We start from the raw sequence: 17,570 nt of genomic DNA on the forward strand, positions 1-17,570 counted from the left end.
AAGCTCCTCACGACGTTGCGGTGAACGTCCCCGGGCCATGCCTCGGCCCGGGTATCGTTCCCGACTGCGGGTTAGAACGGATACTGGCGCGGCTCATGCTGCAGCGTGATCCAGTGCTCCGTGGTGAATTCGTCGATCGCCCAGTCGCCGTTGAAGCGGCCCAGGCCGGAGTTCTTTTCGCCGCCGAACGGCGCATGCGGCTCGTCGTTGACGGGGATGTCGTTGACATGGGTCATGCCCGCCTTGATGCCCTGCGCAAAACGCACGCCGCGTTCCAGGTTGCCCGTGAAGACCGCACTCGACAGACCGAACTCGGTGCGGTTGGCCAGCTCCAGCGCATGCGCTTCGTCACGCGCGGATTGAATGCCCACCAGCGGCCCGAAAATCTCCTCGTCGGCCAGCTCCATGTCCGCCGTGACATCGCCGAACACGTGCGGCGGCAAGACATTGCCCTCGGGGTCGCCCCCGGTCAGCAAGGTGGCGCCCTCGGCATGCGCCTTGGCGATCTTGGTCTGGAGCCCCTCGAGCTGCTTGGCGTTGATGATCGGCCCGACAGCGGTTTCGGGGTCGGCGGGGTCGCCCAGGCGCAATGCCTTGACGCGTTCGACGAAGCGGGCAGTGAAGGCGTCACGCAGCGGTTCTTCGACGATGATGCGATTGATCGCCATGCAGATCTGGCCCTGATGGAGGAACTTGCCGGCCACCGCCGCATCGACCGCCTGCTCGACATCGGCATCCGCCAGCACCACGAAGGGACTGTTGCCGCCGAGTTCCAGGGCGACGTGCTTGAGGTGCTTGCCGCCGCTCGCCAGGCGACCGATATTCAGCCCCACGGGGGTGGAGCCGGTGAAGGTGATCAACGAAGGCACGGGGTGCTCGACGAAGGCATCGCCGATCTCGGAACCGGCACCGACGACGACGCTCAATACGCCCGGCGGCAGCCCCGCCTCTTCGAAGATGCGTGCCAGCAGCAGCCCGCCGGTCACCGGTGTGTCACTGGCAGGCTTGACGACCACCGCGTTGCCCAGCGCCAGTGCCGGCGACACCGAGCGAGCGCTCAGGTTGAGCGGGAAGTTCCACGGGCTGATCACGCCCACCACGCCCAGCGGTGACCGATAGACACGACTTTCCTTGCCGGGAATGTCAGACGGCAGGATGCGCCCGTGGGCCCGGGTCGGCATGCTCGCCGCTTCCTGGGTGATCGCCCGTGCCGCGTTCCACTCGATCTGCGCCTTGATCCGCGTACTGCCCGACTCGCGAATGATCCAGTCGATGATCTCGTCACGGCGCTCGTCGAAGATCGCCACCGCGCGCCGCATGACATCGCCACGCGCGTTCGGTCCCAGTGCCGCCCATTCGGCCTGGGCCGCCTGCGCATGGCGGTAGGCATCGTCCAGGTCATGCCGGTCGGCCATCGCCAGATCGAGCAGCGTTTCCCCGGAATATGGATTGGTCACGGTCAGGCGGCGCTCGGCACTTCCCTGGCGCCAGCGTCCCGCGATCGGCTGGGCATCCTGATCGGCAAACAGCGGTGCTTGTGTCATGTATCTCACCTCAATCGTCATGCGAAGACGCGCCTCGTCGGGCCGCGTCGTGGTCATGCGAGCCTAGCCGGATAATTAATACGCAGACTAATAGTAATGATCAATCAACTTGATACCCCGCGGCGACTCCATGGCCTAGGACTCCAGGGGCTCATAGGGCAAGCCGACGTAGTTCTCGGCGATGGTCGTCAGGCCTGCCTCGGAGCCGGTGACATAGTCCAGCTCGGCTTGTTGCATGCGGGCGCCGAAATCCTCGTCCTCGGAAAACTTGTGGAGGATCGAGGTCATCCACCAGGAAAACCGCTCGGCCTTCCAGACACGCTTGAGACAGGTCTGCGAATAACGCGGCACCAGGTCGGTGCGGCCCTCGTGATAGACCTTGACCATCAGGCGATACAGCGTGTTGACGTCGCTGGCCGCCAGGTTGAGCCCCTTGGCGCCGGTCGGCGGCACGATGTGCGCGGCATCGCCGACCAGGAACAGCCGCCCGTGCTGCATCGGCTCGGCCACGAAGCTGCGCAACGGCGCGATGCTCTTCTCGAGCGAGGGACCGGTCACCAGATTGGCCGCGACGTCCTCGGGCAGGCGGCGCTTGAGTTCCTCCCAGAAGCGCGCATCGGACCAGTCCTCGACCTTCTCGTCCAGCGGCACCTGCACGTAGTAGCGGCTGCGGGTCTGGGAACGCATGCTGCAAAGTGCGAAGCCCCGCTCGTGGCGCGCATAGATCAACTCGTCGGAGACCGGCGGCGTGTCGGAGAGCAGCCCCAGCCAGCCGAAGGGATACACCCGCTCGAACGTCTTCAGCCGGTCGGCGGGAATCGACTGGCGCGAGACGCCATGATATCCATCGCAGCCGGCGACATAGTCGCAGTCGAGCCGCTGCGTTTCGCCGTTGTGCTCGAAGGTGATGTACGGGGCGTCGGTTTCCAGATCGTGGGGCTGCACCTTGTCCACTTCATAGAGCGTCTGGCCGCCCTCGGCGGCGCGTGCCTCCATCAGATCCCGAGTCACCTCGGTCTGCCCGTAGACCATGACCTGCTTGCCGCCGGTCAACGCCGCGAGGTCGATACGCACCCGACGGTTGTCGAAGGCCAGCTCGACGCCGTCGTGCGGCAGGCCCTCGGCATCCATGCGGCGGTCGACACCGGCTTCGCGCAACAGATCGACCATGCCCTGCTCCAGTACGCCGGCACGGATGCGGCTCAAGACGTATTCGCCGCTGCGCCGCTCGAGGATGACGTTGTCGATCCCCGCGCGTTGCAGCAACTGCCCCAGCAGCAGTCCGGAGGGGCCGGCACCGATGATCGCGACTTGGGTTTTCATGGCAATCTCCTCTTATTCGGGTCTGGCAGCACGGCCAGTCATCGAGTTGCATTTTTCACCGATGGAAACCCGCGAATAAGACAAAATCCCCGCATGAATTTATACTTTCCCAAGATCCGGCCGTAACTTTGGTCGAAGCCTCGACTTTCGTCGCACAGGAGATTGCCATGTCGGCATCGCCCAATCGCACCATTCCCGTCTTTCAGCTGTATGGCGAAACGCACCAATGGCCGACCCCCGACCTGCTGCATTGCGAGTCCATCGCCGAGCGCAGCCGACTGCACGATTGGCATATACGGCCGCACCGCCACGCCGATCTCGTGCATGTGTTGCATATCGCGCACGGCGACGTGAACCTGACCTTCGAGGAGGGTGCGCAGCGTCTGACGGGGCCGCTGCTAATCGTGGTGCCGGCCATGACGGTGCACGCCTTTCGCTTCTCGCGCGATGTCGACGGGCATATCGTGACGCTGGCCATGCCGCTGGCGCGGCATATCGCCGACACCCTGCATCCCCAGGGGCAGATCCTGGCACGCGCGGCGTTTTACCCGCTTGCCGACCAGCCGGAACGCGCCCCCATCGCCACGCTCGTCGAACAGCTCGATGCCGAGTACCGCCATCCCGCCGAAGGGCGCGACGCCTTGCTCGAAGCCTTGCTCAACAGCTTGCTGGTGCTCGCTTCACGGCGCGCGACCCGACGCCAGGCGCGTCCCGCGTCACGCCAGCATGAGCGGGGCGAGGCGCATCTGGCCCGCTTTCAGCAGCTCATCGAAGCCCACTACCATCAACAGCCCAGTATCCCCGAGTTCGCCGAACGCCTGGGCATCAGCAGCGCGCATCTCAGTGCGGTCTGCCAACGCCTCGCCGGCCGCAGCGCCCAGCAGCTGCTGCACGAACGCGTCCTCCTCGAGGCCAAGCGCCACCTGACCTATACCAACATGACCATCGGCCAGGTCGCCGAACGGCTCGGCTTCAAGGAGCCGGCCTATTTCACGCGCTTCTTCAAACGCCATGTCGCCTGTTCCCCGAAGGAATTCCGCCAGCGTCAGGCATGAGGCTGACGACAGCGGCCCCGCAGCCGCTTTGGATCCAAAGACCTCATGTCGCGTTCGGCGCTTGCCCCACGCCGCCCAGCCCGAACAGCGTGCCGTACCGCAGCCCGATGTAGGCATGCTCGCGCATCAGCATCTCCGCCCGGGCTCCCTCGCCGCGCGATAGCGCCTGGAACACGAGCTGGTGCTGGGCATGTGCCATGCGCAACTTGCCGTATTCGCGATCCAGCGCCGCGTCATCGATGATGATCGAATCGGCCGAGGCGAAGGGCAGATGGTCGTTGCGCGCGATTGCATCGTGGATCACACGGCTGCCGGTGGCACCGACGATGGCACGATGAAACTCTTGGTTGAGGGTGGCCCAGAGCTCGATATCCGCCTTGACGAGATACCCCTTTTCCAGCAGCGCCTCGCCCCGTGACAGGCAATCGCGCAACTGGGCCTCGACCTCCTGCGGCACGCCCTGTTCGGCCAGACGGCGCGCCGCCAGCCCCTCCAGGGCCCCGCGCACCTCCACCGCACAGAGCACGTCCTCTTCGGAGAACTGACGCACGACATAGCCGCGGGTCCCGGTCTTCTGCAGCAGCCCCTCCTGCTCGAGCGTGCGGAAGGCCAGCCGCACCGGCATGCGCGATACCTGGAGCCGTTCGGCGACATGCAGCTCCTTGAGGCGCTCGCCGGGCGCGTAGACTCCTTCGCTGATGAGCTTGCGCAAACTGGCGATGACATTGAGGCGACCATTTTTTTCCGATTTTTCCGGCATCTACGCGCTCCTGTCGATGCTCCCATTTTTGGATCCAACTAAAGGCTAACTTGACGCTGGGAGGCCTTAAAATCTTTACTTTGGATCCAAAGAATAATAATCCCTATTCATCATGAGGAGATTACCATGTTCCCCAAGAACACTTGGTACGTGGCCTGCACGCCGGACGAGATCGAAGAAAAACCGCTCGGCCGCACGATCTGCAACGAACAAATCGTCTTTTTCCGTGCCGAGGGCGGCCAGGTCGCCGCCGTCGAAGACTTCTGCCCTCATCGCGGCGCGCCCTTGTCGCTGGGTTTCGTGCGTGACGGTCAACTGGTATGCGGCTACCACGGCCTCGAAATGGGCTGTGACGGCAAGTGCTCCAGCATGCCGGGCCAGCGCGTGCGCGGCTTCCCCAGCATTCATGCGTATCCCGTCGTCGAACGTCACGGCTTCATCTGGGTCTGGCCCGACGATGCCGAGCAGGCCGACCCGGACCAGATCCCCGAGCTGCACTGGGCCAACGATCCCGAGTGGGCCTATGGCGGCGGGCTTTATCACATCAACTGCGATTACCGCCTGATGATCGACAACCTCATGGACCTGACCCATGAGACCTACGTGCATGCGTCCAGCATCGGTCAGCCCGAGATCGAGGAAGCCGCGCCGGAAACCAAGGTCAACGGCGACGAGGTGCTGACCATCCGGCACATGGAGAACATTCCCGCGCCGCCGTTCTGGCAATCCGCATTGCGCGGCAACAACCTCGCCGACGACGTCCCCGTGGATCGCTGGCAGATCTGTCGCTTCACGCCGCCCAGCCACATCCTGATCGAAGTGGGCGTCGCGCACGCCGGCAAGGGAGGCTACGACGCGCCGGCCGATGCCAAGGCGTCGAGCATCGTGGTGGATTTCATCACGCCGGAAACCGAGACCTCGATCTGGTACTTCTGGGGCATGGCCCGCAACTTCAATCCGCAGGACGAGGCGCTGACCGAGCAGATCCGCGAGGGCCAGGGCAAGATCTTCGCCGAAGACCTGGAGATGCTCGAATCCCAGCAGCGCAACCTGCTCCGCTATCCCGACCGCCGTCTGCTGATGCTCAACATCGACGGCGGGGGCGTCCAGGCGCGACGGGTCATCGACCGCATCCTCAAGGCGGAAGCCGAAAACGCGCAGCCGCAGCAGGCCGCCACCGCCAGTTGATGGATCTTGCACAACGAAGGATCGGCGCGCGCCGATCCTTTCCCGGTTCGCCGTTCACCCGGCAGTAGGTCATCCCATGAACGATAGTACGCTGTCTCTGTTCGTCAGAGTCACCCAGAAACGCCAGGAAGCCGAGGATATCGTCAGTTACGAGCTGTCCGATCCTCACGGGCGCCCCCTGCCCGCCTTCAGTGCCGGCGCGCATATCGATGTGCGCGTCAAGGAAGGCGTGATTCGCCAATACTCGTTGTGCGGTCATCCGGAAGAACGCGATCGCTACTTCATCGCCGTCCTGCGCGAGCCCAGTTCTCGCGGTGGCTCGGTCGCCATGCACGACGAGATCGAGGAGGGCGATCTGCTGCAGATCAGCGCCCCCAAGAACCACTTCCCCCTCGAGCCCGCCAAGCGTTCGGTCCTGTTCGCCGGCGGCATCGGCGTCACGCCGATCCTGTGCATGGCCGAACGCCTGTCGCACACCCAGGCCCAATTCGAGATGCATTATTGCGCCCGCTCGCGCGAGCGCATGGCCTTCGTCGACCGGCTCGCGCAGTCGGCCTATGCCGATCGAGTGCATTTCTATTACGACGATGCGCCGGAAGCCGGCAAGCTGGATGTCGCGGCCGTCGCCGGTGAACCGAACGACGAGACGCATATCTACGTCTGCGGCCCGAGCGGCTACATCGACCACGTCATGTCGACCTGCAAGGCCCAGGGCTGGCCATCGTCGCAGCTGCATACCGAGTATTTCAGCGGTGTGGAGACGACGTCCGAGGACGATGAAAGCTTCGAGGTGAAGATCGCCAGCAGTGGCGCGACCTTCTCGGTGCCCAAGGACAAGAGCGTCTACGAGGTATTGAGCGAGAACGGCATCGACATCATGGTGTCGTGCGAACAGGGGGTCTGCGGCACCTGTCTGACGCGAGTCCTCGAGGGCGAACCGGACCATCGCGATCTCTACCTCGACGACGACGAACGGGCCGCCAACGACCAGTTCACGCCGTGCTGCTCTCGCGCCAAGAGCAAGACGCTGGTGCTGGACCTGTAAGCCCCGCCCCTCCCTTCTGGCGGTGTTCCGATGCCCGCGGGACACCGCCGCTCTCAAGCGTTTCCCGCACGATGCCCCGCGAGCGCGACGAACGCGGAGCGTGCCGCCGTGCACGTGACGACACCCTCCCTGGCCCTCGAGCGGCAGCCCCGCCGGCACGTACCGGAGGGTATCGCGACCATGCGCCGACAACGGCCGGATGGTCGCGTCCGATGCCCTCCCGCCTGACACGTTACCGCTTGGTCGCATAAACAAAGGGATAATGTCTCAAAATACGAGATTATTACATAATCCAGTTCCCTAGCATGACAACAAGCCGTTCGCGAAGGTCTTAGGAGGCAACATGAGCCATCTCACAACAAAAACTGTCGCTTTTGCGGCGCTTCTCCTGTTCGCCTCGGCGACACAGGCACAGCAACTCGGCATCGGCACGATGGGTCAGGGCACCAGTGGATATTCCATGGGCGCCGCCATTGCACGCGTGCTCTCGGACAACGGCATGGACGCGCTGGTGCAGCCCAGTGCAGGCACCAGCGCCTATCTGCCTTTGATCGACATGGGAGAGCTCGACCTCGGCATTGCCAATGCCATCGAGGTCAGCGACGCGGTCTCGGGTCATGGCTACTTCGAAGGCCACGCCCTGGAAAACATCGCGCCGGCCGCGCGTCTCTATCCGTTCAGGGTGGGAGTCTTCGTGCGCGACGACAGCGACATGCAGACGGTCGCCGACCTGGCCGGGCACGCCGTGACCTATGGCTTCACCAGTCAGGCCACGATGAATCGCGTGCTGGACGCGATACTCGCCGCAGGCGGCATCGGCCCCTCCGACATCGAACAGGTCATGGTGCCCAACATCATACGTGGCGCGGAGGCTTTCGTGGCCGGTCGGGCCGACGGCGCCTTCTTTGCCGCCGGCTCCGGCAAGGTGACCGAGGTCGACGCTTCCACGGGCGGCGTCCGCTTTCTGCCCCTGCCGGGAGACGACGAGGCGGAAGCCCGCCTGCAGGAGGTCGTCCCGCAAGCCTATGTGGAGACCCTCGAGCCACGCGAAGGGCTGACGGGCATCGACGCGCCCATGCCGGTCATGGCCTATGACTACATGCTGGTCGTGGGCGCTCATGTGCCCGACGAGACGGTGGCGCGCATCGTCACGACCCTGCGTGACAACAAGCAGGCGCTTGTCGACTCCTTCAGCGCGTTTCGGAGCATGGATCCCAAGGCGATGCATGTCGATATCGGCGTGCCCTACCACCCCGGCGCGCTCAGCGTACTGAACGACAACGACTAAGACACGCGCCCCGCGGGCGCGGCGACGGGCCCGCGGAAGGCGCGTCCATCTCCGCGCTCGCCGCCCGGATTTCGCCACTATTCAGATTGATGGATGACAGCCATGCCCCTCTCGTCTCCAGGCACTCCCCGACAACCTGCTCCCTATGGCCTGCTGACGATGACGCTGGCCACGATCATGACCCTCTGCGCCATTCTTCAAGCTCTGGATATTCCCCAGCGGCTTGGGTTCAGCCTATATACCGAACAGTATCTGGCCGCGATCCTGGCCTTCGCGCTCGGCATGACCTTTCTCGTGGCCCCCCGTTTCACCGGGCGGCTGCGTCTCCTCGATCCAGCCCTGGCGCTGGCGGGATTTTGTGCCGCGGGCTATATCGCCCTGAGCTATCCCACGATCGTCAACGAACTGGTCTACCGGCCCGTGGACGGCCTGATCGTCAGCCTCATCATCGGCTTGCTGACAATCGAAGCCGTGCGCCGGCTGACCGGACCGGGGCTGACCATCATCGTGGCCCTGTTCCTCGCCTACGGCCTCGTCGGCTACCTGCTGCCCTTCGGAATGACGCGTCAGATCCTGTGGGACAGGCTCGCGATCTATGTGGTCATGGATACCAACGGCCTGATCGGCTTGCCGTTGATGGTCACGGCCAGCATGGTCTTTTCGTTCATCTTCCTGGGCCAACTTCTCGTCAGCTCCGGTGGCAGCGCATTCTTCAACGACCTGGCCCTGGCCCTGGTCGGACGTTCGCGCGGCGGGGCCGCGAAGATAGCGGTGGTCTCGTCCTTTCTCTTCGGCAGCGTCTCGGGCAGTGCCGTCGCCAATGTCGCGGCCTCGGGCGGTGTCACGCTGCCACTGATGCGCCGGGCGGGATACAAACCCCACATGGCCGCTGCCATCGAAGCCCTGGCGTCCACCGGCGGGCAACTGGCCCCTCCGATCATGGGGGCGGCCGCCTTCCTGATGGCAGAGTTCCTGCAGATTTCTTTCGCCACGGTGATCCTGGCGGCGGTGATCCCTTCCTTGCTCTACTACCTGGCGATCTTCTTCTACATCGATGCTCACGCCGCCGCGAACGGCATGTCCCTGCCCGAAGACGTGGAAATTCGTCCGCTGCGACGCGTGCTGGCGGATGGCTGGCAGTTCGTCGCCCCGTTCGTGATCCTCATCTTCGGCCTCTTCGGCCTGAACTGGCGGCCGGAACTCGCCGCGCTCGCAGCTGCCCTGGCCTTGGCCGTGCTGGCGTTGGTCTTGCCCTACCGTGGCAAGCGCAGTCACCTAGGCGACCTGCTGCGCGCCTTTCCCGACGCGGGCAAGGGCATGATCGAGATCGTCGTCATCGCGGCCGCCGCCGGGATGGTCATTGGCGTCCTGAACATCTCGGGCCTGGCGTTTTCCCTGACGCTGGACCTGGTGGCGATGGCAGAAGGTAGCCTGCTTTTGCTGCTACTTATCGCGGCGCTCGTCAGTGTCGTGCTGGGCATGGGGATGCCCACCGTCGGGGTCTACGTGCTGTTGGCCAGTCTCATCGGCCCCGCCCTCGTGCAGGCCGGCATAGACCCCATTGCCGCACACATGTTCCTGCTCTATTTCGGGATGCTCTCGATGATCACGCCCCCCGTCGCCCTGGCCAGCTTCACCGCCGCGACCATGGCCGGCGCCGAAGCGATGAAGACCGGCTGGCAGGCATTCCGCATGGGCTGGGTGGCTTACCTGATCCCATTCGTCATGGTGTTCGAGCCGGGGCTGGTCATGCAGGCCGCGCCCATCGATATCGCATGGCAACTCCTCGGGGCGCTGGTGGGCGTCTGGTTCGCGACCGGCGCCATCTACGGCTATCTGACCCGGTCCCTGGGCATCGTGGAGCGCGTGCTTCTGGGTATGATTGCGCTGGCGGGAATATTACCGTTCTCGCTGGGCTGGGGTGGCCATCTGGTCAATCTGCTGGCCATCTGCGCAGGCGTGATTCTCATATTTCGCACTCGGTTGATCTCGAGTCTATCTGGAAGGAGTTGATTGGTGGCCGAAGGAAGCTCCTCATCAAGCCTTACGCGGCTGATGTCGATCCTCGACATTTTCACCGAAACACGGCCGGAGTGGTCGTCGGACGACATGATGACCGAGCTCGGTTATCCACGTCCGACGCTGTACCGCTATCTCAAGGTCCTCACCGATGCCGGCATGCTCGCCTCCAACGGGCATGGCATCTATACGCTCGGCCCCAAGGTCGTCGAGATGGATCACCTCCTGCGGTTATCCGACCGTCTTGTCGCCATCGGACGCCCCGTCGTCGCACAACTGACCGAGCAGTACGCCTGTACCGCCTTTCTCGTGCGCTGGTACCGCAACCGGCTCCTCTGCATGCACTCTGAGACGTCGCTTGAAGCCCCGCTCAGCAGCTACCCCCGCGGTCGCGTCATGCCCATGAACCGTGGGGCCATCGCACGCACGATCCTCGCCCACCTGCAATCCCGCAAGGCACGCAAGATCATCGAATCCTTCGCGCCCGAGGGACCCGAAGACGCCCGCAAGGCCTATATCGCCGAGCAAGCCTCGGCGCTGCGTTCGGTGCGGCGCAACGGCTACGCCATCGCGTTCGGCGAGGTCACTCCCGGTGTGGTCGGCGTCGCTTCGCCGATCTTCGACGAAGCCGCAGAACCCGCCGGTGCGCTGTGCATGACCATGCGCCAGGAAGACTGTCCCCATGAGTTGCGCACCCTGATCACGCAGGCCGTGCCCGCCGCCGCCAACAGCATCACCGTGACGCTGCGACAGTCCCGACATACCGGCACGGACCACACCCACCTCCCCCCACAAGAGGAAGTTAAAGACCGATGAAAAATCAACAAGATGCGGATGTCATCATTTCAGGGGGCGGCCCCGTCGGCATGGGGCTGGCAATCGAGCTGGGCCAGCGCGGCATCGACGTTCTGGTGATCGAAAAACATCCGTCGCCGCAGCGAGTGCCCAAGGGACAGAACCTGACGCAACGAACGATGGAGCATTTTCGCGCCTGGGGCGCTGAGTCCGAACTGCGCGCGGCCCGCACCGTGCCGGCCGGTTTCGGGATCGGCGGATTGACCAGCTACGGCACGCTGCTGGGGGACTATCATTACGACTGGATGAAGCGCGAACTCGTCCACGCCTATTACGGCGCCGACAACGAGCGGCTACCGCAATATGCCACCGAGGACGTCCTGCGCGCCCGGGCGGCCTCTCTGGACAGCGTGACGCTGCTGACCCGCCGGGAAGTCCGTGATGTTCGCGAGGATGCGGAAGGCGTGAGCGTCATGGTTCACGACCGCACCGACGGTACGGAGGCGACGTTCCGCGCCGCCTATGCGGTCGGCGCGGATGGCAGCCGCTCGGTGGTACGCGAATCCGCCGGCCTGACCCAGACCGTCTTCGACCACGACCGCTTGATGGTCCTGCTGGTCTTCCAGTCCGATACGCTGCATCGCGCCCTGCTGGACAAGCATCCCGGCAAGAGCTTTTTCAATGTCCTGCACCCGGATCTCCAGGGCTACTGGCTGTTCTTCGGGCGCGTCGACCTGGAAGGCGAGTTTTTCTTCCATGCGCCGGTGCCCGACGGCGAAGATCCGGAGACCTTCGACTTCCAGGGGTACGTCGAACGCGCCGTCGGCCAATCCATCGACATGCATATCCGTCATCGTGGATTCTGGGATTGTCGCGTTGCCATCGCCGACAGTTACGGCAGTGGGCGCACCTTCATCGCCGGGGACGCGGCGCATAACCATCCTCCCTATGGCGGTTACGGCATCAACACCGGCTTCGAGGATGCCCGCAACCTCGGCTGGAAACTCACCGCGCGCCTCCAGGGCTGGGGCGGCCCCGAGCTGCTGTCGTCCTACGATGCCGAGCGCCGGCCGGTCTTCTGGTCCACCGCCAAGGACTTCATCGAGAAGTCCATCGAGACCGACCGCGAGTTTCTGGCCAGCCATGATCCGGCCACGGACCCGGCCGCCTTCGAGGCCGTCTGGTCCGCTCGTGCGCGTGGCGCAGTCAACGAAGTCGGCGACTTCCAGCCCAACTACCGTGGATCTCGCATCGTGGCCGGCCCTCGGGACGGCGCCGCCAGCGCGAAGGGAGCACATAGCTTCACCGCCCGGCCGGGGTATCACCTCGCGCCACGGGCGCTTCCCGAAGGTGGCACGACCCACGACCGGCTCGGCCCGGGGTTCTCGCTGATCGCACTCGGACAAGCCAGCGCCGCGGCACGTTTGGCCGAGGACGCGGCCCGATTGCATATTCCCTTGACGGTCATCGAAAGCGCTGCCCCGGGAAAGGAGGATGAAACGGCCGACTACGGCGCATCGCTCATTCTCGTGCGTCCCGACCAGTTCGTGGCCTGGGCCGGCGATAGACTGCCCGATGATCTCGACACGGCCGGCATCCTGAAACTGGCCGTCGGCGCCTGAGGGTCGTGAACGCTCGACCGTGAGCGAGGCGTCCTGACGTAAACGCCGTGAAGGTCGTGAAGAACGCGCCACGGATGGCAGGAAACCCCATGCGGTTTCCTGTCATGCGTCCCTAGGGTGCATTCCCCTCGGCGTCGTCATCGGACGCGAACCGTTTGGCCAGGCCATCGATGAACTGCCGCTGCGTGAAGCTCAGCCCCGCGTCGCGCCGATAGGTCACGCCGATGTGTCGCCGGTTGTCCGGCAACGTCACCGGCACGCGCACGAGCCCCGGCGGCAGTTCGCGTACCTTGCGCGGCGAATACAGCAATAACGCCAGGCTCTGACTCTCGCGTACCATGCTTTCAGCGAGATGGAAGGTCACGATCTCGCAGGTCTGCACCGGCGGCGTCTTCCCCATGCCCAGGAAAAGCCGCTCGAAATAGGCCCGTATCGGCGTCCCCGCCGGCGCCACGATCCAGGTTTGACGTGCCAGATCTTCCATCGACACGGATCGCACGGCGCAAGGGTGATCCGAGCGTGCCAGCACCGTAATGGCCTCTTCCGCCAGCGGCAGCTCGGCCAGCTCATCGTCCTCCCCGAGTTCGCGCAACAAGCCGACAACCAGGTCGATTTCCCCGCGGCGCAGGGCATCCGTCAGCATGACGTAGCTGCCGGTCACGGCCGACAGGCGCAGTTGAGGATACGCCACCAGCAAGTTGCCGAAGGCCTGGGCAACGCGTTCCTGCTCGCAGAACGGTGTCATTCCCACCGCCAGGCGCCCCGTCACCTCGCCGGCCAGATGTCCCAGGCGCTCCTGCAGCGGTTGCATCCGGGCGCACATGCGATCGCGCAACGCCACGAGCCTCTCCGCCAGAGGCTCGGCACGCAGTCCCTCTCCCGAGCGCTGGAACAACGGGCTCCCCAGCCTGACCGAGATGGCGCCCAGAGTACGGCTGACGCTCGACTGGGACGTCCGCAACCACTTGGCCGCCGTTGTCGTCTTGCCCGAGTGCACTACCGCCGCCACGCATGCCAGATCGCGCCAGCGCAAATCCAGCGGCAGCGGCAATCGGGTCAACCCCGCCGCCATCAACGCATCACGCTCGTGCAGCAACTCGGCCATCACCTGCGTGCAATGCTGGCGGACGATTTCCCCTTCCGGCGTCGGTTCCGCCCCGCCCCAGCCGCGCTGAAACAGGCGGATTGCCAGTACTGATTCGGCCCGATGAATGGTACGCGACAGACTGCTTTGGCTGATGTTCAGTCTTCGCGCAGCCGATGAAAACCCCCGCTGCTCGGCCACCGCCAGGATGGCACGAATTTCACGAAGGGAAAGACCTGGCGATACCGTGTCATGCGACATTATCAAGACTCTTGGCAGCCGATGTTGACTATATCAAAGATGCAAAGCGCTATTTCATTTCCGCATGAGACGCCCTCTCCTTTTTCCCCTAACGTCAAGAAAGACGACGTGGATCGGCAGCCAAAAGAGGCAACAACATGCATGGCCAACATCAAGCCGCAGTGGTTCTCGAGCGTCGACCGCTGACCGAGCGCATCTGCGAAATCACGCTGGGCAAGGCCGATGGAACCGCGTTGCCCGCCCCCCGTGCCGGTGCGCATGTCGAGCTTCGCTTTGGCGGCAAGGATGGACGATTCTTGCGGCATTATTCGCTTGTCGGTCCACTCGACCTCACCAGTTCCCACGAGCCTTTCTGGCGCATTGCCGTACAGCGCGAGAACCGCCGCCGAGGGTCCGATTACATCCATCGGCATGTCACCCCGGGCACCTCTGTGCTGGTATCCCCCGCCCTCAGCCCCTTTCGGCTGACCGCCGATGAAGGCCCCGTTCTACTCATCGCGGGCGGTATCGGCATCACCGCGATTCTGCCCATGCTGCGCGCCTGCGTGATGCGCCGTCGCGAGGTTCGCATGCTCTACATCGGCCGCAGCCGTGCCGCCATGGCCTATGTCGAGGACGTCGAGGCGTTGGGCGGCGACGCCGTCACCGTGCACGACGCGACATCATCCCGTGGCCGACCGGACCTTGAGGCATTGCTCGCCCGTCAGCCCGCCGATACCACGGCGTACGTATGCGGCCCCCCGGCGTTGATCGAGGGCACCCGCCAGGCGGCACGACGGCTGGGATGGCCGGCGGCGCGCGTGCGTCATGAAGTCTTCAACCCCGCCCACAAGGAAGAAGATCAAGCCGTCACGGTGCATACCCGGGGGACGAGCGTTCACGTCTCGCCCGGCCACACCCTGCTGGAGGCACTCGAAACGGCCGGTGTCGAGACCTTCTCGGACTGTCGGCGCGGAGAATGCGGTCTGTGCATCACGCCGGTCAGCAACGTCGAAGGCGATATCGACCATCGCGACCGCTTTCTCTCTGCCGACCAGAAACGCGGCAACCGGCAAATCGCCCTGTGCTGCTCCCGTCCTCGCTCGACGTCGATCGAGCTCGATCTCTAGATGACAAAAAGCAATAAAGGAGGCCATCGTCATGCCCCATGCCAATCAAGCGATACCGCTCGATGAAGAAGCCATTTTCGACGCCATGCCCATGGAGGGAGAGGGCCAGTTCGCCAACCATGCCACGCCCTTGATTCGCAACTGCTGGTATGTGTGCGCACGGCGCGACGAAGTGGGTCGCACGCCCATCTCACGCCGCCTGCTCGATACGGACGTCGTCATGTATCGCACCCGGGACGGCCGCCCGGTGGCCATGCACAACCGCTGCCCTCACCGTGCCTTTCCGCTGGCGAAGGGCCACGTGGAGGGCGACCGGCTGGTGTGCGGGTATCACGGCATGCAATTCGAGCCCGACGGGCTTTGCGCGCACCTGCCCGCGATCTCCCATGTGCCCGCCAATGCCTGCGTGCAGACCTACCCCATCGCCGACCGCGGCCCGTTGACCTGGATCTGGATGGGCGATGCCAACCTCGCCGACGAGGCACTGATTCCCGAACTGCCCTGGCTGGCCTCCTCCGAGTGGGGCAGCGTGACCGGCGACTTTCATATCAAGGCCGACTATGTCTCGATGCATGAAAACCTCATCGACCAGACCCACTTTCCCTTCCTGCATCCAGGCACGGTGGGCACCCCCGAGTACGCGCGGGCCAGCATGAACGCCACCACCGAGGGCGATCAGGTGCTGATTCATCGTCGACTGGACAACGCGCCGCCTCCGGGCATTTACGGAAAACCGGCCGATATCATGCACAAGAACGTCGACCGCACCTCCGAGGCACGCTTCGTCTCTCCTGCCGTTCACATGGCCCACGCCAGGATCTTCGATCCACAGCCGGAGCCCGGAAAGCCCTCGGTTTATGGCTACTACATCACGCATTGCTTCACGCCCGAGTCCAACCATTCCATCCACTACTGGTGGTTCAATTCTCGCGACTATGGCATCGACGACACCGACATCGATGCCTTCATGTACGAGGCCAGCATGCAAGCCTATTACGAGGACGTGGAAGCGCTGGAATGGATCATGGACGTCGTGCTGACCGACAACGAAGCCCAGCAATTCGAGTTGAGCTTCGCGCCCGACAAACCCGGCCTGATGGCCCGGCGAATCATGCACCGCCTGGCGATGTCGGAGCGCGGTTGACACATCACCTCGTCGGCAAAACACCATCTATTGCCGAGCGTCGCCGAAAGGACTGGGTAGCCGCTACCCAGTCCTTTTCGTATTCACCCTGGCGATTTTCAGATCGGCATCGTCACGCCGCGCCAAGCAGCCCATGCGGATCCAGCACGAATTTGCTGGCCACGCCGGAGTCGAACTGCTGATAGCCCTGCGGTGCATCTTCCAGGGAAATGACCTGGGCGTTGACGATCTCGGCGATATTGAGTCGCCCGTGCAGGATCGCCTGCATCAACTGGCGATTGTATTGCACCACCGGCGTCTGCCCGGTATGGAAGGAATGTCCCTTGGCCCAGCCCAGGCCGAAGCGCAGGCTGAGATTGCCGCTCTGGGCCGCTTTCTCGGCGGCACCGGGATCCTCGGTGACATAGAGCCCGGGGATGCCGATCGAGCCGGCTTCGCGGGTCACTTCCATCATCTGGTTGAGCACCACCGCCGGCTGTTCCTTGCCGCCATGGCCCACGGCCTCGAAGCCCACGGCGTCGATGGCACTGTCGACCTTCGGTTCGCCCACCACGGCGGCGATCATCTCGCCCAGGCGATCGTGACGGCTCAAGTCGATGGGTTCGAAGCCCATCTTGCGGGCGTGTTCCAGGCGCTGCTGGTTGAAGTCCCCGATCATGACCACCGCGGCCCCCAGCAGGTGCGCCGATGCCGCCGCGGCAAGCCCGACCGGGCCGGCCCCTGCCACATAGACCGTCGAGCCCGCGCCTACCTTGGCATTCAAGGCACCATGGAAGCCGGTCGGCAGGATATCGCTCAACATCGTCAGGTCGCGGATCCTGTCCATCGCCTGATCGCGATCCGGAAACTTGAGCAAGTTGAAGTCGGCATACGGCACCATGACATAGTGCGCCTGGCCACCGACCCAGCCGCCCATGTCGACGTAGCCGTACGCCCCGCCGGCACGCTCGTCGTTGACGTGCAGACACAGCCCGGTGTGGCCTTCCTTGCAGGTCCGGCAGCGGCCGCACGCGACGTTGAACGGCACCGAGACCAGGTCCCCGATGTCGAGAAACTCGACGTCCTTGCCCTTCTCGATGACCTCGCCGGTGATCTCGTGACCCAGCACCATGCCCGCCGGCGCCGTCGTGCGGCCACGCACCATGTGCTGGTCGGAACCGCAGATATTGGTGGAAACCACCTTGAGGATCACCCCATGTTCAATGGCCTTGCCACTGGGCGCTTGCATCTTGGGGTAAGCAATGTCCTGAACCTCGACCTTGCCGGGCCCGGTATAGACGACACCACGATTATTAGCCATCTTCGACCTCTCCTGCTGAGAATGGGCCGATAC

At 64.2% G+C, this 17,570-nt stretch carries 14 protein-coding genes; 9 read left to right on the plus strand and 5 right to left on the minus strand.

What is annotated here, in order from left to right; all coding sequences use genetic code 11:
• Positions 1 to 71: 71 nt before the first annotated feature.
• Both ABGX75_RS14230 and pobA read right to left on the minus strand, forming a co-directional pair.
• Entirely contained in the window at positions 72 to 1,544 is a 1,473-nt protein-coding gene (locus ABGX75_RS14230; protein ID WP_110060830.1) for an aldehyde dehydrogenase family protein, read from the minus strand.
• A gap of 135 nt (positions 1,545 to 1,679) precedes the next feature.
• On the minus strand, positions 1,680 to 2,867 hold the full coding sequence (gene pobA / locus ABGX75_RS14235; protein ID WP_110060831.1) for a 4-hydroxybenzoate 3-monooxygenase: 1,188 nt from the start codon (positions 2,865 to 2,867) through the stop codon (positions 1,680 to 1,682).
• A gap of 167 nt (positions 2,868 to 3,034) precedes the next feature.
• Between pobA and ABGX75_RS14240 the strand changes: the two genes are divergently transcribed.
• Positions 3,035 to 3,922 (plus strand): helix-turn-helix domain-containing protein, encoded by an 888-nt coding sequence (locus ABGX75_RS14240; protein WP_110060832.1) that lies wholly within the window; start codon positions 3,035 to 3,037, stop codon positions 3,920 to 3,922.
• Between the two features lie 43 nt (positions 3,923 to 3,965).
• Here ABGX75_RS14240 and ABGX75_RS14245 read toward each other — a convergent pair whose 3' ends face one another.
• The gene (locus ABGX75_RS14245) at positions 3,966 to 4,682 is read right to left on the minus strand and encodes a GntR family transcriptional regulator (protein ID WP_011505653.1); all 717 of its coding nucleotides are present in this window, start codon (positions 4,680 to 4,682) and stop codon (positions 3,966 to 3,968) included.
• A 126-nt stretch (positions 4,683 to 4,808) separates the two neighbouring features.
• Between ABGX75_RS14245 and ABGX75_RS14250 the strand changes: the two genes are divergently transcribed.
• The 6 genes from ABGX75_RS14250 (at position 4,809) to ABGX75_RS14275 (ending at position 12,639) form a co-directional block, all read left to right on the plus strand.
• Positions 4,809 to 5,870, plus strand: a complete 1,062-nt coding sequence (locus tag ABGX75_RS14250) for an aromatic ring-hydroxylating dioxygenase subunit alpha (RefSeq protein ID WP_347411055.1) — start codon at positions 4,809 to 4,811, stop codon at positions 5,868 to 5,870.
• A gap of 76 nt (positions 5,871 to 5,946) precedes the next feature.
• The gene (locus ABGX75_RS14255) at positions 5,947 to 6,915 is read left to right on the plus strand and encodes a PDR/VanB family oxidoreductase (RefSeq protein WP_110060833.1); all 969 of its coding nucleotides are present in this window, start codon (positions 5,947 to 5,949) and stop codon (positions 6,913 to 6,915) included.
• Positions 6,916 to 7,258: 343 nt separating this feature from the next.
• The gene (locus ABGX75_RS14260) at positions 7,259 to 8,203 is read left to right on the plus strand and encodes a TAXI family TRAP transporter solute-binding subunit (RefSeq protein WP_347411056.1); all 945 of its coding nucleotides are present in this window, start codon (positions 7,259 to 7,261) and stop codon (positions 8,201 to 8,203) included.
• 102 nt (positions 8,204 to 8,305) lie between these two features.
• Positions 8,306 to 10,216: a TRAP transporter fused permease subunit gene (locus tag ABGX75_RS14265; RefSeq protein WP_347411057.1), complete on the plus strand. Its 1,911-nt coding sequence runs from the start codon at positions 8,306 to 8,308 to the stop codon at positions 10,214 to 10,216.
• A gap of 3 nt (positions 10,217 to 10,219) precedes the next feature.
• Complete coding sequence (locus ABGX75_RS14270) at positions 10,220 to 11,038, plus strand: IclR family transcriptional regulator C-terminal domain-containing protein (RefSeq protein WP_110060993.1); 819 nt, start codon at positions 10,220 to 10,222, stop codon at positions 11,036 to 11,038.
• The gene (locus ABGX75_RS14275; protein ID WP_110060836.1) at positions 11,035 to 12,639 is read left to right on the plus strand and encodes an FAD-dependent oxidoreductase; all 1,605 of its coding nucleotides are present in this window, start codon (positions 11,035 to 11,037) and stop codon (positions 12,637 to 12,639) included. Before ABGX75_RS14270 ends, ABGX75_RS14275 begins: the two co-directional genes overlap by 4 nt.
• 112 nt (positions 12,640 to 12,751) lie before the next feature.
• Here ABGX75_RS14275 and ABGX75_RS14280 read toward each other — a convergent pair whose 3' ends face one another.
• Complete coding sequence (locus ABGX75_RS14280) at positions 12,752 to 13,984, minus strand: LysR family transcriptional regulator (protein ID WP_110060837.1); 1,233 nt, start codon at positions 13,982 to 13,984, stop codon at positions 12,752 to 12,754.
• A gap of 137 nt (positions 13,985 to 14,121) precedes the next feature.
• On the opposite strand from ABGX75_RS14280, the gene ABGX75_RS14285 reads away from it, so the two are divergent.
• Complete coding sequence (locus ABGX75_RS14285) at positions 14,122 to 15,093, plus strand: PDR/VanB family oxidoreductase (protein WP_110060838.1); 972 nt, start codon at positions 14,122 to 14,124, stop codon at positions 15,091 to 15,093.
• Positions 15,094 to 15,124: 31 nt separating this feature from the next.
• A complete protein-coding gene (locus ABGX75_RS14290; RefSeq protein WP_110060839.1) occupies positions 15,125 to 16,237 on the plus strand; it encodes a Rieske 2Fe-2S domain-containing protein in 1,113 nt (370 codons plus the stop codon).
• 112 nt (positions 16,238 to 16,349) lie between these two features.
• On the opposite strand, the gene fdhA is transcribed toward ABGX75_RS14290, so the two are convergent.
• A complete protein-coding gene (gene fdhA, locus ABGX75_RS14295; protein ID WP_011505643.1) occupies positions 16,350 to 17,537 on the minus strand; it encodes a formaldehyde dehydrogenase, glutathione-independent in 1,188 nt (395 codons plus the stop codon).
• Positions 17,538 to 17,570: the final 33 nt, after the last annotated feature.

Origin of the sequence: Chromohalobacter sp. (genome assembly GCF_039830575.1) — a bacterium.
Taxonomy (GTDB): Bacteria; Pseudomonadota; Gammaproteobacteria; order Pseudomonadales; family Halomonadaceae; genus Chromohalobacter; species Chromohalobacter israelensis.